Source organism: Candidatus Merdisoma sp. JLR.KK011 (genome assembly GCF_036941125.1).
In the GTDB taxonomy this organism is placed as follows: domain Bacteria; phylum Bacillota; class Clostridia; order Lachnospirales; family Lachnospiraceae; genus Laedolimicola.
In genome coordinates this window covers 466290-483119 of record NZ_JAYWSZ010000004.1, presented here as the reverse complement: position 1 = coordinate 483119, position 16830 = coordinate 466290, and the positions used below count along the sequence as shown (strand labels likewise).

The 16830-nt window shown below is 49.8% G+C and carries 15 protein-coding genes and 1 riboswitch; of the genes, 12 read left to right on the top strand and 3 right to left on the bottom strand.

Features of this window, described 5'->3' with window-relative positions:
- Positions 1-7 precede the first annotated feature (7 nt).
- The 5 genes from hisC to VV089_RS16130 all read left to right on the top strand — a co-directional run bounded on the left by hisC (position 8) and on the right by VV089_RS16130 (position 5883).
- On the top strand, positions 8-1063 hold the full coding sequence (gene hisC, locus VV089_RS16150; RefSeq protein ID WP_334336601.1) for a histidinol-phosphate transaminase: 1056 nt from the start codon (positions 8-10) through the stop codon (positions 1061-1063).
- A gap of 61 nt (positions 1064-1124) precedes the next feature.
- Positions 1125-1634 carry a COG2426 family protein gene (locus tag VV089_RS16145; protein ID WP_172543890.1) on the top strand — a complete coding sequence of 170 codons (510 nt, stop codon included), beginning with the start codon at positions 1125-1127 and terminating at the stop codon, positions 1632-1634.
- 75 nt (positions 1635-1709) lie between these two features.
- Positions 1710-2669: a diacylglycerol/lipid kinase family protein gene (locus tag VV089_RS16140; protein WP_172543889.1), complete on the top strand. Its 960-nt coding sequence runs from the start codon at positions 1710-1712 to the stop codon at positions 2667-2669.
- Positions 2670-2714: 45 nt separating this feature from the next.
- The gene (fba, locus tag VV089_RS16135; protein ID WP_172543888.1) at positions 2715-3578 is read left to right on the top strand and encodes a class II fructose-1,6-bisphosphate aldolase; all 864 of its coding nucleotides are present in this window, start codon (positions 2715-2717) and stop codon (positions 3576-3578) included.
- 181 nt (positions 3579-3759) lie between these two features.
- Positions 3760-5883 (top strand): glutamine synthetase III family protein, encoded by a 2124-nt coding sequence (locus tag VV089_RS16130; RefSeq protein WP_172543887.1) that lies wholly within the window; start codon positions 3760-3762, stop codon positions 5881-5883.
- An 82-nt stretch (positions 5884-5965) separates the two neighbouring features.
- Here VV089_RS16130 and VV089_RS16125 read toward each other — a convergent pair whose 3' ends face one another.
- From VV089_RS16125 to typA, 3 genes are read right to left on the bottom strand one after another with little or no spacing between them, the layout of a single operon-like run.
- Positions 5966-6424, bottom strand: a complete 459-nt coding sequence (locus tag VV089_RS16125) for a bactofilin family protein (RefSeq protein ID WP_172543886.1) — start codon at positions 6422-6424, stop codon at positions 5966-5968.
- Between the two features lie 42 nt (positions 6425-6466).
- Positions 6467-7210 carry a M23 family metallopeptidase gene (locus tag VV089_RS16120; RefSeq protein WP_334336600.1) on the bottom strand — a complete coding sequence of 248 codons (744 nt, stop codon included), beginning with the start codon at positions 7208-7210 and terminating at the stop codon, positions 6467-6469.
- Between the two features lie 51 nt (positions 7211-7261).
- On the bottom strand, positions 7262-9088 hold the full coding sequence (typA, locus tag VV089_RS16115) for a translational GTPase TypA (protein WP_172543884.1): 1827 nt from the start codon (positions 9086-9088) through the stop codon (positions 7262-7264).
- 227 nt (positions 9089-9315) lie between these two features.
- Here typA and VV089_RS16110 point away from each other — a divergent pair, with 227 nt between their 5' ends.
- The 7 genes from VV089_RS16110 (at position 9316) to recQ (ending at position 16751) form a co-directional block, all read left to right on the top strand.
- Positions 9316-9945 (top strand): single-stranded DNA-binding protein, encoded by a 630-nt coding sequence (locus tag VV089_RS16110; RefSeq protein WP_172542164.1) that lies wholly within the window; start codon positions 9316-9318, stop codon positions 9943-9945.
- Between the two features lie 169 nt (positions 9946-10114).
- Positions 10115-10600 carry a cob(I)yrinic acid a,c-diamide adenosyltransferase gene (locus VV089_RS16105; RefSeq protein WP_172542162.1) on the top strand — a complete coding sequence of 162 codons (486 nt, stop codon included), beginning with the start codon at positions 10115-10117 and terminating at the stop codon, positions 10598-10600.
- Positions 10601-10712: 112 nt separating this feature from the next.
- Positions 10713-10887: riboswitch (Lysine riboswitch) on the top strand.
- A gap of 224 nt (positions 10888-11111) precedes the next feature.
- The gene (gene dapA, locus VV089_RS16100; protein WP_172542158.1) at positions 11112-12002 is read left to right on the top strand and encodes a 4-hydroxy-tetrahydrodipicolinate synthase; all 891 of its coding nucleotides are present in this window, start codon (positions 11112-11114) and stop codon (positions 12000-12002) included.
- The gene (gene dapB, locus VV089_RS16095) at positions 12003-12770 is read left to right on the top strand and encodes a 4-hydroxy-tetrahydrodipicolinate reductase (protein WP_172542156.1); all 768 of its coding nucleotides are present in this window, start codon (positions 12003-12005) and stop codon (positions 12768-12770) included.
- A 151-nt stretch (positions 12771-12921) separates the two neighbouring features.
- Entirely contained in the window at positions 12922-13278 is a 357-nt protein-coding gene (locus VV089_RS16090; RefSeq protein WP_172542154.1) for a hypothetical protein, read from the top strand.
- A 24-nt stretch (positions 13279-13302) separates the two neighbouring features.
- Positions 13303-14679 (top strand): DUF2130 domain-containing protein, encoded by a 1377-nt coding sequence (locus VV089_RS16085; RefSeq protein ID WP_334336599.1) that lies wholly within the window; start codon positions 13303-13305, stop codon positions 14677-14679.
- Positions 14676-16751, top strand: coding sequence for a DNA helicase RecQ (gene recQ, locus VV089_RS16080; protein WP_334336597.1), 2076 nt, complete (start codon positions 14676-14678; stop codon positions 16749-16751). The genes VV089_RS16085 and recQ overlap by 4 nt, the downstream gene beginning before the upstream one ends.
- Positions 16752-16830: the final 79 nt, after the last annotated feature.

The following is a 16830-nucleotide window of genomic DNA, read 5'->3' as shown; positions in this document are numbered from 1 at the left end:
GACGATTATGAAAAAATGGCAGGAAAACATAAGAAGAGTGATTCCCTACACACCGGGAGAGCAGCCCAATATACCAGGAATGATCAAGCTGAATACCAATGAGAATCCTTATCCCCCTGCTCCGGGCGTTCGGCGCGTCCTTGGGGAAATGAAGGAGGAAAACTTCCGGCTCTATCCGGACCCGGCCTGTTCCATGCTTGTGGAGGCGCTCTCAGAGCGGTATCAAAGGCCGAGGGAACAGTTTTTCGTGGGCGTAGGATCGGACGATGTACTGGCTATGGCGTTTTTGACCTTCTTCAATTCCGAAAAGCCTGTGCTGTTTCCGGATATTACCTACTCCTTTTACCCTGTGTGGGCAGAGCTTTTTGGAATTCCCTATGAGCGTCCGGCTCTGGACGAGGAATTCCGGATTGTAAAGGAGGACTACGAACGAGAGAACGGAGGTATTGTTTTTCCCAATCCCAATGCACCGACAGGGCTTTATATGGAGCTTGCCCAGGTGGAAGAAATTGTCCGCTGCAATCCGGATGTGATTGTAATAGTGGACGAGGCCTACGTGGACTTTGCAGGCCCCTCTGCCATGAAGCTTGTGGATCGGTATGACAACCTTCTGGTGGTTCAGACCTTTTCCAAATCCAGATCCATGGCCGGAATGCGCATCGGCTTTGCGGTGGGAAATCCGCACCTTATCAAGTACTTAAATGATGTCAAATATTCCTTTAACTCTTACACCATGAGCCAGGCGGCCCTGGAGCTGGGAGCGGCTGCAGTGAAGGACGAGGCGTATTTTCAGAAGAACATTGAGAGACTTACCAAGACCAGAGAACGGACGAAAAAGGAGCTCAAGGCTCTGGGCTTTCATTTCCCTGATTCTGCGGCGAACTTTATCTTTGCATCCCATGAGAGCTGTCCGGCAAAGGAGATTTTTGAAGCCCTTCGCCAGCGGCGGATCTACGTGCGGTATTTTGATGCGCCAAGGCTTCAGGATTATCTGCGGATTACCATAGGAACGGACGAAGAGATGGAAACGCTGCTTAGAGCTTTAAGGGAAATAACCAATTAGAATTACCATTCAATAGATGACCGGCAGTAGAAGGTACACCGGCGAGAAAGGATAAGAAACGATGACAGAGACATTGGTACAATGGTTTGTGGAAAACCTGGGAGGAAGTGCGGCAAAGGAGCTGGTTATTTTTATCATTTCCATGATTCCCATATTGGAGTTGAGAGGAGGGCTTCTGGCAGCAGGGCCGGCTTTCCTGGATGTGGAGATGTGGCGGGCCATTCCCATCTGTATTGTGGGTAATCTGATTCCGGTTCCCTTTATCTTGCTGTTTATCACGGCGATTTTTAACTGGCTGAAAAAGACAAAGCTGTTCCGCCCCATGGTGGAGAAGCTGGAAAACCGGGCCATGAATAAGAAGGATCAGATTGAAAAATATGAATTCTGGGGTCTGCTGCTTTTTGTGGGAATTCCTCTGCCGGGAACAGGAGCCTGGACGGGTTCTTTGATTGCGGCTCTTCTTGGAATCCGCTTTAAGAAGGCATTTCCGGCTGTGATCCTGGGCGTGCTGCTGGCTGCATTTATTATGACCATTTTATCCTATACCATCCTAGGTTCAATTTTTGCTTAAACAGTAATATTCTGCATAGGTGTATATTACCCTCAGTGAACAAGGGTACGGAACTTTTAATAAGAGGTGAAGATTGTGGAAAGGCCGAAAAAGAAATTATATTTTATCTACAATCCCCATGCCGGGAAGGAGCATATCAAGGGAAAGCTTTACGGAATTCTAAAGGTGATGGCAGATGCCGGGTATGAGCTGACGGTTTACCCGACAAAGGGAGCAAGGGACGCCATGGAGCAGATAGAGCAGCTGCCGGAGGTCTATGATTTGGTAGTGTGCAGCGGAGGAGACGGAACCCTCGACGAGGTGGTAACCGGTATGATGCGCCGGAAGCACAAGATGCCCGTCGGTTATATTCCGGCAGGAACCTGCAATGATTTTGCCAGATCCTTAAAAATACCCGTCAATATGGAGGAAGCGGCGCAGATTGCCGTACAGGGAGAGAACTTTCCCTGCGACGTGGGTTCCTTTAATGATAACAGCTTTATATATATTGCGGCCTTTGGCATTTTTACGGATGTCTCCTACTCTACGAAGCAGGAGGTCAAGAATGTCCTGGGCCAGATGGCCTATATTCTGGAGGGCATGAAAAGCATTTACAATGTAAAGTCCTATCAGCTTAAAGTAACCAGCGCAGAAATGTGCTTTGAAGGAGACTTTCTGTTCGGCATGGTGACCAACTCCAAGTCCGTAGGGGGATTTAAGGGAATCATAGGAAAGGATGTGGTTTTTGACGACGGCGTGTACGAGGTAACCTTTATCCGCAGGCCGAAAAATGCCATTGAGCTCCAGGAAATCCTGGCTGCCCTTCTGGTGAAGGAGATAGACAGCAAATACATGTATTCCTTCCGCAGCGCCCGGATCGAGGTAGAGTCAAAAGAGTCCATCCCCTGGACCCTGGACGGAGAATTCGGGGGAACCCATGACTATGCGGTGATTTCCAATAATCCCAGGGCAGTGGAGATACGTGTAACGAATGAGTGCAGAAAGAGTATAACCTGTGAAAAAAATCTTGCCATACAACAGGCGGATCATATATAATAGACAGGTATGAGAAAGAGCAAGGAAAAACGGAGGTAGAAAGCAATGTTAGTATCGGCAGCAGAAATGCTTAAGAAAGCAAAGGCAGGACACTACGCAGTGGGCCAGTTCAACATCAATAACCTGGAGTGGACAAAGGCAGTGCTTCTGACCGCACAGGAGAACAATTCTCCCGTGATTCTCGGCGTATCCGAGGGCGCAGGAAAGTATATGGCAGGTTATAAGACCGTAGTAGGCATGGTAAACGGAATGCTTGAGGAGCTGAACATCACGGTTCCCGTAGCGCTTCACCTGGATCACGGCAGCTACGATGCATGCTACAAGTGCATTGAGGCGGGATTTTCCTCTATCATGTTTGATGGCTCTCACTATCCCATCGAGGAGAACATCGAGAAGACCAAGGAACTGGTAAAGGTTTGTGCAGAGAAGGGCATTTCTCTGGAGGCAGAGGTCGGCTCCATCGGCGGTGAGGAAGACGGCGTGATCGGTATGGGCGAGTGCGCAGATCCCAAGGAGTGCAAGGCCATTGCAGATCTGGGCATTGACTTCCTGGCAGCAGGAATCGGCAACATACACGGCAAATATCCGGAGAACTGGGCAGGCTTAAGCTTCGAGACTCTGGACGCTATCCAGCAGCTTACCGGTGAGATGCCTCTGGTGCTTCACGGCGGCACGGGAATTCCTACGGATATGATTAAGAAGGCTATCGACCTTGGCGTATCCAAGATCAATGTGAATACCGAGTGCCAGTTATCCTTTGCGGCCGCAACCAGAAAGTATGTGGAAGAAGGCAAGGATCAGCAGGGCAAGGGCTATGACCCGAGAAAGCTTCTGGCTCCGGGCTTCGAGGCAATCAAGGAGACGGTGAAGGAGAAGATGGAGATCTTCGGCTCTATTGGAAAAGCCTAAGCAGAGAATCCATATTCGGGGGTGCCGGGAAATAAGTCAGCGATCTTATTTCCCGGCACCTTCTTACGATTTTACTTGCATTTAGTAAGGTTTTTCAGTATCTTAGAAAGATAAGTTACTGTCCGCCTCAAAATTGAGGCGGTGGAATCATCATATAGAAAAACCTTCAAGGGAGATTAGAATGGCAGAGAAAACAAATATCTCTAAAATATTTGGAGAAAATGTATTTAATGATACGGTGATGCAGGAGCGTCTGCCGAAAAAGATTTACCGGGAACTGAAGCTGACCATACAGGAGGGAAAGGAACTGGATCTGGCGGTGGCGGATGTGGTGGCCCATGAGATGAAGGAGTGGGCCATTGAACAGGGGGCGACCCATTATTCCCACTGGTTTCAGCCTCTGACCGGGGCAACCGCAGAAAAGCATGACGCCTTTCTTTCTGCGCCAAAGACAGACGGAAAGGTTCTGATGGAATTTTCCGGAAAGGAGCTGGTGAAGGGAGAGCCGGACGCTTCCTCCTTCCCTTCCGGCGGCTTGAGGGCCACCTTTGAGGCCAGAGGCTACACAGCCTGGGACTGTACCTCGCCGGCCTTTGTAAAGAAGGATGCGGACGGTTCCAGAGCCATTTTGTACATACCCACAGCCTTCTGCTCCTATAAGGGCGAGGCCTTGGATCAGAAGACGCCCCTTCTGCGCTCCATGGAGGCCGTTAATAAGCAGGCCTTACGTCTTCTGCGGCTCTTTGGAAACGAGACATCCCACAGGGTGACGCCTTCCGTGGGAGCGGAGCAGGAATATTTCCTGGTGGATCGGGAAAAGTACTTGAAGCGCAAGGATCTGATATTTACAGGGCGGACCCTCTTTGGCGCCATGCCTCCTAAGGGACAGGAGCTGGACGATCATTACTTTGGGGTAATCCGGGAGCGGATCGCGGACTTTATGGAGGATGTGAACCGGGAACTGTGGAAGCTGGGAGTGTCGGCCAAGACACAGCACAATGAGGTGGCCCCGGGACAGCATGAGCTTGCCCCGATCTATGCAGAGTGCAACGTGGCGGTAGACCACAATCAGCTGGTGATGGAGACCTTGAAAAAAGCGGCCTACCAGCATGGGCTGCAGTGCCTGCTTCACGAAAAGCCTTTTGCAGGGGTAAACGGCTCCGGAAAGCACAACAACTGGTCCCTTATCACGGATGACGGCATTAACCTTCTGGATCCGGGAAAGACCCCCCATGAGAATATACAGTTTCTTCTCATTCTGAACTGTATCTTGAAGGCTGTGGATGATCACGCGGCGCTTCTTCGGGAGTCTGCGGCGGATGTGGGCAACGATCACCGCCTGGGAGCCAGTGAGGCGCCTCCGGCCATTATCTCCGTCTATCTGGGGGAACAGCTGGAGGATGTGCTTTCCCAGCTTATCAGTACGGGAGAGGCTACCCACAGCCTTCGGGGCGGCCATCTGCATACAGGGGTAAAGACCCTTCCTGATTTTGCTAAGGATGCTACAGACCGGAACCGTACCTCGCCCTTTGCTTTTACAGGCAACAAGTTTGAGTTCCGTATGGTGGGCTCCAGGGATTCTATAGCGGCTCCTAATGTGGTGCTTAATACGATTGTGGCCCAGGCATTCTCGGAGGCCTGCGACTGTCTGGAGAAGGCGAAGGACTTTGATATGGCAGTCCATGATCTCATTAAGAAATATGCTTCCGAGCATCAGCGGATCGTCTATAATGGCAACGGTTACTCAAAGGAGTGGGTAGAGGAGGCGAAGCGCCGCGGGCTTCCCAATATTAAGACCATGGTAGACGCCATTCCCGTGCTTACCCAGGCAAAGACTGTGGAGCTCTTTGAAAGCTTCGGCGTCTTTACCCGGGCGGAACTGGAATCCCGTGCGGAGATCCAGTATGAAACGTATGCCAAGGCCATTAACATTGAGGCCCGTTCTATGATTGACATTGCCAGCAAGCATATCATTCCTGCAGTTTTGCAGTATACCACAGCCCTTGCTACCTCTGTGAACCAGATTCGCGAGGCCTGCGGAGAGGCTAATATCAGTGTGCAGATTGATCTCTTAAAGGAATGCTCCTCCCTGCTGGCGGCTACAAAGGCAGCGCTTAGGAAGCTTGCGGAGGTGACGGATGCTTCCCAGGGAAAGAAGGAAGGAAGAGAGAGGGCAGTGTATTTTCAGGATGTGGTGGTTCCCTCTATGGAAGCCCTGCGCCAGCCGGTAGATAAGCTGGAGATGCTGGTAGCCAAGGATATGTGGCCGATGCCTTCCTATGGGGATCTGCTCTTTGAAGTGTAGAGAAGAGAGAAAACTATAAGATAAGGGGCTGTTGTAACAGCCCCTTTCGGAATCCTATGTAAAATTCAGTGAAGAACCTGCTTTAGTACTTATCTGCGCTTGCTTTGCCGTCTGTCTTATCGGCTGCAGCCGGTTCTTCCTCTTCCTCAATCTCCAGAGCGGCGGCATGGTTGGTTACCATGGCGCATCTGCCGTCGAAGAAAGCATCCTCATCAATGACAAGGGAGCGGGCAGTGATGTTTCCGGACAGCTTACCGGTGGAAAGCAGTTCCAGTTTTCCGGAGGAATCCACATCGCCTACGACCTTACCGGAAAGAATGACGTTCTGAGCCTTGATGTTGCCTTTGATCTGGCCTTCGGTTCCCAGAATGAGATTGCCTTTGCAGTCGCAGTTGCCGGTGAGGGTTCCGTCGATACGGATAGCTTCCGGTGCGGTGATATCACCTTTGAATACGGCGCCTGGCCCGATGATGGTGCCGATCTTGGCTGTCTGTGTCTCTACCGTAGAGGCAGGGGCAGTTGATTTGCTTTTTCCTAACATGTTAAAATCCTCCTTAACTTATCTGCAGCATTGCGCCGCTGTTTATCCTTTTGCATCAATAACGGTAAGCGGATCTACGGGCTCGTCATTTAAAAGAACCTGGTAATCCAGCTGACAGTCATCGGATGTAATGGTCAGTAAGGTATCTCCGGCCTCTACCTGGGCCCCTTCCTCCGTATTCACTTCACAATCCTGGTGAAGAAGGTAGCGTGTCTTATAGCCGCCTTCATGCTCGATCTCAACAATGTGAGCATACGTATCATCGGAGGTGACGGCTGTCACAGTGCCGTTCCCGGCGGCAATAATATGGCCGTCCGTATAGGCGCTGATGGCAATGTAGGGCTGTTCCTCCGAATAGGCTGTTTTCAGAATGCCGGCGCCGTCGGAAGGATACAGGCTTGGAAGGGCAGGATCCGCAGCTTCCTCCGGCGCCTCCTCCTGGGGAGCTTCTTCAGGAACTTCTTCTGCGGCTTCTGTCTGGCGGCGCAGAGCTTCATTCTCAGCCGCAAGGGTCAATTTATCTTTTGTCAGGTCTTCACGTTCTGTCTCAAGAGCAGTCAGCTGCTCCTTTAATGAGGCGACCTCCTGACGGAGAACCTGCCGCACCCCGTCGGCTACGGAAGCCTGGTAAATGAGCCAGCCTATCACAAGGCAGAGAGCAGCTACAAAACCGGCACAAAAACGAAGTGTAAAAGCGGATATCTGGAACTGTCGGCTTTTTCCATCTGTGTTGGAGACCATAAGAACGGAATAGATTTCTTTACGTTTATGTCTCTGGTTTTTCATAGATCAACCTCCTATGTTCCCCATTGTACCATAAAAAAACGAAAAAGAAAACTATTTATGATTCATTGCGGCTCGCTTTCGAAGGGTGGGGTCGAGAATCTTCTTGCGGATGCGCAGAGATTTTGGCGTAATCTCCAGAAGCTCGTCCGTATCGATAAATTCCAGGCACTGCTCCAGGCTTAATACTCTGGGAGGCGTCAGTTTCAAAGCTTCGTCGGCGCTGGAGGAGCGGGTGTTGGTGAGCTTCTTGGTTTTGCACACATTCAGCTCAATGTCCTCCGCCTTGCCGTTCTGTCCGATGATCATACCGGCATAAACCTTTTCGCCGGGGCCGATAAAGAGGGCGCCGCGCTCCTGGGCGTTAAAGAGGCCGTAGGTGATAGCCTCGCCCGCCTCAAAGGCAATGAGAGAGCCCTGCTTGCGGTACTGGATATCTCCTTTGTAGGGGCCGTAGCCCTCAAAAATGGTATTCAACACACCGGTTCCCTTGGTATCTGTGAGAAATTCTCCCCGGTATCCGATAAGACCGCGGGCAGGAATCAGAAATTCCAGCCGTGTGGAGCCGCTTCCGTTGCTGTTCATATTCAGCAGCTCGCCCTTGCGCTCTCCAAGCTTCTGGATCACATTTCCCGTATATTCGTCGTCTACGTCAATGTAGGCGCGCTCCATGGGCTCAAGCTTATGTCCCTTTTCATCCGTGCGGTAGAGAACCTCCGCCTTACTTACAGCGAATTCATAGCCCTCGCGGCGCATATTTTCTATTAAGACGGATAGATGAAGCTCGCCGCGGCCGGATACCTTGAAGCATTCCGTGGTCTCCGTTTCCTCTACCCGGAGGCTTACGTCTGTATTCAGCTCACGGAAGAGACGATCCCGTAAATGGCGGGAGGTGACATACTTTCCTTCCTGTCCGGCAAGGGGGCTGTCATTTACCAGAAAATGCATGGCAATGGTGGGTTCGGAAATCTTCTGGAAGGGAATGGGCCTTGGCTGCTCCGGGGAACACAGCGTATCTCCGATGCGGATATCCGCAATACCGGATATGGCTACGATCGAGCCGATGCCTGCCTCGGCCACATCCACCTTGTTCAGACCATCAAATTCGTAAAGCTTGCTGATCTTTACCTTTTTGCACTGCTCGGGATCGTGGTGGTTGACCATCACCATCTCCTGGTTTACCCGGATGGATCCGTTGTCTACCTTGCCTACGCCGATGCGCCCTACGTATTCGTTGTAATCAATGGTACTGATCAGCACCTGGGTTCCGGCCTCGGGATCTCCCTCGGGCGCGGGAATGGCGCTTATAATGGTCTCAAAGAGCGGGGTCATGTCTTTTGGCTCATCCTCCAGGTTAAGGAGGGCGTAGCCGTCTCTGGCAGAGGCAAAGACAAAGGGACAGTCAAGCTGTGCGTCAGAAGCGTCCAGATCCATCAGAAGCTCCAGCACCTCGTCAATGACCTCCTCCGGCCGAGCCTCCGGCCGGTCGATCTTGTTGATGCAGACGATCACTGGGAGCTCCAGTTCCAGGGCCTTGCGCAGTACGAATTTGGTCTGCGGCATGGAACCCTCAAAGGCGTCCACCACCAGGATAACGCCGTTGACCATCTTAAGCACACGCTCCACTTCGCCGCCGAAATCCGCATGGCCGGGGGTATCGATGATATTGATTTTAATATCCTTATAAGTTACCGCCGTATTTTTGGAAAGGATGGTGATGCCGCGCTCACGCTCAATGTCGCCGGAATCCATCACGCGCTCTGCTACCGCCTGGTTGGCGCGGAATACGCCGCTTTGCTTCAAAAGCTCGTCCACCAGTGTGGTCTTACCATGATCTACATGGGCAATGATTGCAATATTTCGAATGTCTTCTCTTTTCATAAATGCTTCCTCATAACTGTTATTTCCTGCTTTTTCTTACCCTCAATGTCCGCTGAGGATATCATTAACTTATACAGTTTACCACATTTAACAAGGAATACAACAGGAAAATGGGGCAGGAAATAAAAAAATTATTAATTTTACAGAAAATGGTTCTAAAGCAGTTTTTCCCGTCATATATATGTAAAGATACCAAAATACGAGAAGAAGAAGGGAGAACTTGCGTAATGTCAGATAAGGTCATTGAAAACAACCAGGTGTCGGTAATCGGAGAAATTGTTTCGGAATTTACATTCAGCCATGAGGTCTTTGGAGAAGGCTTTTACATGATGGATGTGCTGGTAAGGCGGCTGAGCGATTCGGCGGACATTATTCCGGTGATGATTTCGGAACGGCTTATCAATGTGGAGGAGGATTACACCGGAGAGTACATCCGGGTAGCCGGCCAGTTTCGTTCCTATAACAGACACGAAGAGAAGAAGAACAGGCTGGTGCTGTCTGTCTTTGCCAGAGAGGTAGAATTTCTGGAGGATGAGGTGGAAAATGCGAAAACCAACCAGATTTACCTGGACGGATACATATGCAAGACGCCTGTTTACCGGAAGACGCCTCTTGGAAGAGAGATTGCGGATCTGCTGATTGCAGTGAACCGTCCTTATGGAAAATCAGATTATATTCCCTGTATCTGCTGGGGCAGAAACGCCCGTTTTGCATCGGGCTTTGAGGTGGGAGGCCATGCCCAGATCTGGGGCCGCATCCAGAGCCGGGAATATGTGAAAAAAATAGATGAGGAAGAGTCGGAAAAGAGAATCGCTTACGAGGTTTCGGTGAGTAAATTGGACTATGAGGAGAATTAAACAGGCGGCTGTTCATATGCGGCGGCGGTTAGTGAAACAGGGCTGAACCGGAAAAATTTGCAATTCCTGCGTAATTGGTGTATGATAGATGCATTATAGCGTACCGAAATTACAACACGACATCTAATGCTCCTGCCTTTTGCTTCGGGAGCAGGAAAGGAGTGCGGGGATGGAGAAGGGACAGATCATGATTATCTGCGGCGAGGGAAAGGGAAAGACCTCTGCAGCTATTGGACGGGGAATTTCCGGCGCAAGCAAAGGCAAGTCCGTGATTATCATTCGTTTCCTTAAGGGAAAGGTGAAAGAGAAGGATGAGTTTATCAAGCGCCTGGAGCCGGAGATCAAGGTGTTCTCCTTTGAAAAGTGGGATATGGATTATGAGTTCCTGTCACCGGAGCAGCAGCAGGAGGAGGCCGTGAATATCCGCAACGGATTGAATTTTGCCAGAAAGGTTATGACTACAGACGGCTGTGATCTTTTGATTCTTGACGAGGTGCTTGGACTGGTGGATAGAGAGATTATCAAAGAGGAGGAGCTGAAAGCCCTGGTGGAGGCCAAGGACGAGAGCATGGAGCTGGTGCTCACAGGAATCAATATGTGCGAATCCCTGTATCCCTATGCCGATGATGTGGTGAAGATTGATACTTTAAAATAGGGCATTTAAATGGCTGCCGGACACAGAGTGAACCATAACTTTAAATTCGGAGGAAATTTCGTTGACAATCAAATAGCCTTGTGGTACAGTAAGGCTGATATAGACAATTTAAGATAATGATAGAGGTTGCGTTCTCCAAGAGTACCTTTTCGGATATGGCAGACATAGAGGAAGGAGAGGAAAAGGGGCGGACGCCGAAAGGGGCGGCTTTCTGCAGGCAGTTTCTTGGGCATATGCCAAAAAGGTATATGACTGTCATCAGACTCTGATGGGGCGCTATCGAAAGAATGGATGGTAAAGAGGATTCTTTAGGGGCGGACTTCGTGAGGGTCAGCCCCGTTTTTGATCGATTGGACAGCAATGCAGAGTGACGCTGCGGAACTGGAAACAAAAACAGTAATATCCCACACAGTGCACAAATCAATTTACAGGCACATGGATTTGTGACTGGAAATTGATTTCATACCGGTGTACAAAGGGGGATATTACGGAACTTGAATGGAGGTTAAGTATGGCTATTTTTAAGGGAGCGGCGGTGGCGATTGTCACACCATTTACGGAGAAGGGAGAGATTAATTTTCCAAAGCTTGCAGAGCTTCTGGACTATCAGATTACGAATCACACGGATGCCATTGTGATCTGCGGCACCACAGGTGAGTCTTCCACCCTGACCCATGAGGAGCATCTGGAAGCGATAAAGTTTACCATCGACCATGTTGCCGGACGTGTACCGGTGATTGCGGGTACTGGCTCTAATTGTACGGAGACGGCAATCTACCTGTCCACGGAGGCGGAAAAATACGGAGCGGATGCTCTGCTGATTGTAACGCCTTACTATAATAAGGCTACCCAGAAGGGGCTTATTGCCCACTACACGGCTATTGCCAATTCCGTGAAGCTGCCAATCATTATGTACAACGTACCCAGTCGGACGGGCTGCAATATTCAGCCTCAGACTGCAGTAGAGCTTGCAAAAAATGTAGAGAATATCGTGGGCATCAAGGAAGCCAGCGGCAATATTTCACAGGCGGCGAAGCTGATGGAGCTTGCGGACGGATGCATCGAGCTGTATTCGGGAAATGACGACCAGGTAGTACCCCTGCTGTCTTTGGGAGGCTTCGGGGTAATCTCCGTGCTTTCCAATGTGGCGCCCAAGGAAACCCATGACATGGTGGCAAAGTTCCTGGAGGGAGATATTGCAGGCAGCCGGGAGATTCAGCTTCGGGCTATCCCGCTGGTGGATCAGCTGTTCTGTGAGGTGAACCCCATTCCCGTGAAGGCGGCGCTCAATATGATGGGGATGGAGGCAGGCCCCCTGCGGATGCCGCTCACGGAGATGGAGCCGGAGCACAGGGAGAAGCTTAGGAAAGCAATGATTGATTTTGGAATCGAGGTTAAATAAATGATTAGAGTACTGATGCACGGCTGCAACGGCCGGATGGGACAGATGATCGCAGGCCTTCTTAGGGAGGATGCGGAAGCGGAGATCGTGGCAGGGGTGGATACCTTTGACGGCGTGTCCAATCCGTTTCCTGTATTTGCTGCCATTGGGGATTGCGATGTAGAGGCGGATGTGGTGATTGATTTTTCCAATGCAGGGGCGGTGGACGGGCTGCTTGACTACTGTGCGGCGAAAAAGCTGCCGGTGGTTCTGTGCACCACGGGGCTTTCTCCGGAACAGCTTCAGAAGGCAGAGGAGACGGCCAAGGAGACGGCAGTTCTCAAATCTGCCAATATGTCTGTGGGAATTAATCTGCTTCTGAAGCTCCTTCGGGAAGCTGCGCCGGTTTTGGCGGAGGCAGGATTTGATATTGAGATTGTGGAGAAGCACCACAATCAGAAACTGGACGCTCCCAGCGGAACGGCCATTGCTCTGGCGGATGCCATCAATGAGGCGGAGGACGGAGCGTATACCTATGTGTATGACAGGAGCCAGGTGCGTAAGAAGCGCGAGGCTAAGGAGCTTGGCATTTCGGCTGTCCGCGGAGGAACCATTGTGGGAGACCATGATGTGATTTTTGCAGGAACGGATGAGGTGCTCACCTTTGAGCATCGTGCTTATTCCAGGGCGGTCTTTGGGAAGGGAGCCGTGCAGGCTGCCAAATTCCTGGCCGGGAAGCCTGCCGGGCGGTATGATATGAGCGATGTTATCGGGCAGGCTGATGAATGAGAAGTGAAATGCGAACCTTGCCGGCTTTTGGGAGCGATCTTGAGGGGCGGTAAGGTTTTGTTTCCAATCATTTCAATCTTGGATTCCGGTGAATTCTCACCATATTTTCCAGAGTTGATTTAAAAATATTTCTTATGGAGGAAGAATGCCTATGAATTTAAAGGAAGACAGTAAAAATATCTTTGTGTATGGTATGGGGCTCTTGACGTATTTCGGAAAACCCCGTATCCTAAAGACAGGAGCGAACGTACCGCATGGCTGTCTCCGAGCCATGCTGAGACAACGGCCGGAGGAGGTGCTGGAGATGTTTTCAGAGGCATTACGGATATTGGATGAGAACACTGTGAAATATATGATTGAAGAGCTGCAGAAAAAAGTTGAAGAAAAGGATGCAGTAATAAATGAACAGTGTATTGCCATGGACAGAATAAATGCGGAAAACGAAGCATTAAAAAGGCAGTTGGAGGAGCTGGGCGCACAAATAGAGCTTTCAGCGGAGAAGAAATAAAGTACGACATGGAAAGGAAAGATCATGCAGGAAATCAAATGTCCCAATTGCGGTGAGATTTTTGCAGTAGATGAATCCGGCTATGCGCAGATTGTGCAGCAGGTCCGGGATAAGGAGTTTGAGAAAGCGTTAAAGCAGCGGGAAAAAGATTTGGCTGAAAAGAAAGAAAGCGAACTGAAGCTTGCCGGAATGAGACAGAGAGAGGAATATGAAAAAGCCTTGTCCGCAAAGGAAGCGGAGCTGTCCAGGAAGGAAAGGGATATCGAGCAGCTGAAGGCCCGGATTTCCGGGAGTGAAACCGAGAAAAAGCTTGCCATAAGCGAAGCCGTCAATGAGAAAGAAAAGGAAAGAGAAAAAGTACTGGAAAAGAAAAATGGAGAGCTTGCAGAAAAGATCCGTGTGATTGAGGAGTTAAGAGCAAAACTTCAAAATAGTGAAACAGAACGAAAGCTTGCCGTCTCAGAAGCCGTTCAGGCAAAAGAAAAAGAGCTTACCAAAAGAACTACGGAAATTACAGAATTAAAAAGTCAGTTATCATACAAGGACGCTGAACGCGATCTAAAGGAACAAGCACTGCAGAAAGAATATGAGGACAAGCTCAAGCAAAAGGACGAGCAGATAGAGTATTACAAGGATTTCAAGGCCCGGCAGTCCACGAAGATGATAGGCGAAAGCCTGGAACAGCATTGCCTGAACCAGTTTAACGCTTTACGCATGACCGCATTTCCCACCGCTTACTTTGAGAAGGACAACGATGCACGGACAGGAAGCAAGGGGGACTTCATATTCCGGGAATGTGTGGAGGGAACGGAATTTATCTCCATCATGTTTGAGATGAAAAATGAGATGGACGAGACTGCCACTAAGCATAAAAATGAGGATTTCCTAAAGGAGCTTGATAAGGACAGGCGTGAGAAGAAATGCGAATACGCAGTCCTTGTCTCCCTTCTTGAGATTGACAATGAGCTCTACAACAACGGAATCGTGGATGTTTCCTACAAATATGAAAAGATGTACGTCATCCGCCCCCAATTCTTCATTCCTATGATTACCCTTCTGCGCAATGCGGCGCTGAACTCGCTGAAATATCGGCAGGAGCTGGAGCTTGCAAGGAATCAGCAGGTAGACATTCTTCATTTTGAAGAAAATATGAACATCTTTAAGGAAGGCTTTGCCAGGAACTACCGGATAGCCAGCGATAAATTTAAAACAGCCATTGAAGAGATCGACAAGACCATAACCCATCTGCAGAAAACGAAGGAGGCTCTTCTTTCCTCAGAAAATAATCTTCGCCTGGCCAACAACAAGGCTGAGGATCTGAGCATCAAGCGGCTGACAAAAAATGCTCCGGCGGTGAAGGAGATGTTTGAGGAGCTGAAAAAGGAAGGTGATTCACAATGAATCCGTCAAGCGTATTAAAAACGTATTTTGGTTATGATTCCTTTCGGAGCGGCCAGGAGGATATTATCCAGTCCATTCTTGGCGGAAAGGACGCACTGGCCATAATGCCGACTGGAGCCGGAAAATCCATCTGCTACCAGGTGCCGGCATTGCTGCTCCCGGGGATCACCCTTGTGATTTCGCCGCTCATTTCTCTGATGCAGGATCAGGTGAAGTCTCTAAATGAATCTGGAATTCACGCTGCCTTTATCAATTCCTCTTTAACGGAAACACAGATTTCAAAGGCTTTGAATATGGCCTCAAAAGGAACATATAAAATCATCTACGCAGCCCCCGAGAGGCTGGAAAGCGGCGGATTCCTCGACTTTGCGTTAAATACTTCCATTTCCATGATAACGGTTGACGAGGCGCACTGCATCTCCCAGTGGGGGCAGGACTTCCGGCCAAGCTACCTAAAGATTGTTGACTTTATCGACCGCCTTCCCAAGAGGCCCATTGTAAGCGCATTTACGGCAACGGCGACGGAGGAGGTTAAGACCGACATCGAATGTATTCTGAAGCTTAGAGAGCCGAGCATCGTTGTGACAGGCTTTGACAGGGAGAACCTGTATTACCGGGTGGAGCATATTTCCGGAAAACACAAGGATGCTTTTGTGACGGATTACATAGAAAAGCATCGGGACGAGAGCGGAATCATTTACTGTGCTACCAGGAAGAATGTGGACACTTTATACGAGAATCTTTTCAAACAGGGCGTGGCGGTTACACGGTATCACGCAGGAATTGATAATGAGACGCGGAAGAAAAATCAGGACGATTTTATCTATGACAGAACGCCCGTTATTGTAGCCACCAATGCCTTTGGAATGGGAATTGACAAGTCGAATGTCAGATTTGTGATTCATTACAACATGCCTCAGAGCATGGAAAATTACTATCAGGAGGCCGGGAGGGCGGGCCGTGACGGTGAAAATTCCCAGTGTATTCTTTTATTTTCCCAACAGGATGTGATGATCAATAAGTTTCTTCTGGAAAAGAAGGAATTTGAAGGCTCAGATGCAGAAGATATGGAGCTGATCCGGCAGAGGGACGCCCAGAGGCTGCGGCTGATGGAGGGCTACTGCAAGTCCACCACCTGTTTACGGCAGTATATCCTTTCTTATTTTGGGGAGAAAATGAGCAGGCCCTGTGACAATTGCGGAAACTGCCATCGGGAATATACCACAGTGGATATGACGGCAGATGCGAAGTGGGTGATCAATTGTCTGGCAGAGACCAGGGGCAGATATGGGCAGAGCATTGTAACGGGCACGTTACTTGGAGCAAACCGGGCGCGGCTCAGGGAGATTAGAGCCACAGAGTATAAATCCTATGGTGTTCTGTCCCATCGAAGCGAAAGAGAGGTGCGCCTGCTGATTGACCAGATGCTTCTGGAGGGATATATTATCCAGACAGAGGGGGAATACAGTGTTTTGCGGATGGGCGATATTGGAAGGCTTAAAAATGAGGACACACGTGTCGCCGTCAGAACCTTTGAGGAGAAAAGGGCGCCGGCAAAAATCAAGGGCGGAAAGAAGCGAAGCACGGATGCCCTTACAAGCGCAGGCTACCGGCTGTTTGAGAAGCTCCGCAGTCTGCGGCTGGTGATTGCCAGGGAAGAGGGCATGCCGCCGTATATCATTTTTAATGACAGAACACTGATTGATATGTGCGCCAAGATACCAAAGGATAAACAGGAGATGCTCCAGGTATCCGGCGTGGCGGAAAATAAATTCCAGAAATACGGCCAGCGGTTTCTGGAGGAGATTGGGCAATTTACCGCCGATAATCCGGGGGCTGTTATCAGTGCCCAGATAGAGGATGAGCCGGAGGCTGCGGCAGAACTTCCGGAGAAAAAGCAGGAAAGAGAGCAAGACAAGGTGAATCAAGGGACAGCCTGGAGTGAGGAAGAGGATGAACGGCTGTCGGAGGAATATTTGTCGGGCATGAAGATTGCTGAGATTGCCAGGGAGCATGGAAGGACAAGCGGGGCGATTAGGGCCAGATTAAAGAAAAATGGGCTGATTGTATAAGAAATGCTATACAATCTTCCCGTTCATCTGCTATAATAAAGCCGGTAAAATTGACTATTTACGAAAAAGATAAGGAGAC

What these genes read in the sequence shown, in the direction of transcription:
- VV089_RS16130 (WP_172543887.1), top strand. Translation starts at nt 3,760, where the DNA reads ATGGCAGAGAAAACAAATATCTCTAAAATATTTGGAGAAAATGTATTT.
- dapB (WP_172542156.1), top strand. Translation starts at nt 12,003, where the DNA reads ATGATTAGAGTACTGATGCACGGCTGCAACGGCCGGATGGGACAGATG.
- dapA (WP_172542158.1), top strand. Translation starts at nt 11,112, where the DNA reads ATGGCTATTTTTAAGGGAGCGGCGGTGGCGATTGTCACACCATTTACG.
- VV089_RS16145 (WP_172543890.1), top strand. Translation starts at nt 1,125, where the DNA reads ATGACAGAGACATTGGTACAATGGTTTGTGGAAAACCTGGGAGGAAGT.
- VV089_RS16090 (WP_172542154.1), top strand. Translation starts at nt 12,922, where the DNA reads ATGAATTTAAAGGAAGACAGTAAAAATATCTTTGTGTATGGTATGGGG.
- fba (WP_172543888.1), top strand. Translation starts at nt 2,715, where the DNA reads ATGTTAGTATCGGCAGCAGAAATGCTTAAGAAAGCAAAGGCAGGACAC.
- VV089_RS16120 (WP_334336600.1), bottom strand. Translation starts at nt 7,210, where the DNA reads ATGAAAAACCAGAGACATAAACGTAAAGAAATCTATTCCGTTCTTATG.
- VV089_RS16125 (WP_172543886.1), bottom strand. Translation starts at nt 6,424, where the DNA reads ATGTTAGGAAAAAGCAAATCAACTGCCCCTGCCTCTACGGTAGAGACA.
- typA (WP_172543884.1), bottom strand. Translation starts at nt 9,088, where the DNA reads ATGAAAAGAGAAGACATTCGAAATATTGCAATCATTGCCCATGTAGAT.
- hisC (WP_334336601.1), top strand. Translation starts at nt 8, where the DNA reads ATGAAAAAATGGCAGGAAAACATAAGAAGAGTGATTCCCTACACACCG.
- VV089_RS16105 (WP_172542162.1), top strand. Translation starts at nt 10,115, where the DNA reads ATGGAGAAGGGACAGATCATGATTATCTGCGGCGAGGGAAAGGGAAAG.
- VV089_RS16085 (WP_334336599.1), top strand. Translation starts at nt 13,303, where the DNA reads ATGCAGGAAATCAAATGTCCCAATTGCGGTGAGATTTTTGCAGTAGAT.
- VV089_RS16110 (WP_172542164.1), top strand. Translation starts at nt 9,316, where the DNA reads ATGTCAGATAAGGTCATTGAAAACAACCAGGTGTCGGTAATCGGAGAA.
- recQ (WP_334336597.1), top strand. Translation starts at nt 14,676, where the DNA reads ATGAATCCGTCAAGCGTATTAAAAACGTATTTTGGTTATGATTCCTTT.